General features: G+C 43.0%; 1 protein-coding gene. It reads right to left on the bottom strand.

What is annotated here, in order from left to right; translation table 11 throughout:
* Nucleotides 1-213 (bottom strand): hypothetical protein (locus P5674_RS26230; RefSeq protein WP_315670526.1); only part of this gene is annotated, 213 nt, incomplete at its 3' end.
* Between the last annotated feature and the right edge of the window lie 110 nt (nt 214-323).

Below are 323 nucleotides of genomic sequence, written 5' to 3'. Positions count from 1 at the left end.
AATCGCACCGTCATCAATAAAACCTTCTAACTCGTCAATATCCAGATTAACAACAGAAGCCTCCTCATCCAGAGACAGATCCATAATATCTTTCCCGGTGATATTAACGACTAAGTTTTTCTGCCTTTGCAACAATTGCCGCCCCATTGCTAAAACTAAGGCTTCTAAGGTAGTTTCAGAAAAATCGGGATAAAGTCCCGGCGTGATGTTCATATGCGACAATAGAGACAACTCATTCCATTTTACTATAAATGCCTATTCGGTTTGAAATGCGTCCTACCGGTGGCGGGGGCGGCGGCGCTTATTATCGCCATATTAAGTCA

The sequence above is a fragment of the Limnospira sp. PMC 289.06 genome (assembly GCF_032350395.1).
Lineage (GTDB): Bacteria > Cyanobacteriota > Cyanobacteriia > Cyanobacteriales > Microcoleaceae > Limnospira > Limnospira platensis.
Note: the sequence above shows the minus strand (reverse complement) of the source record. Positions and strands in the feature narration are given on the sequence as shown.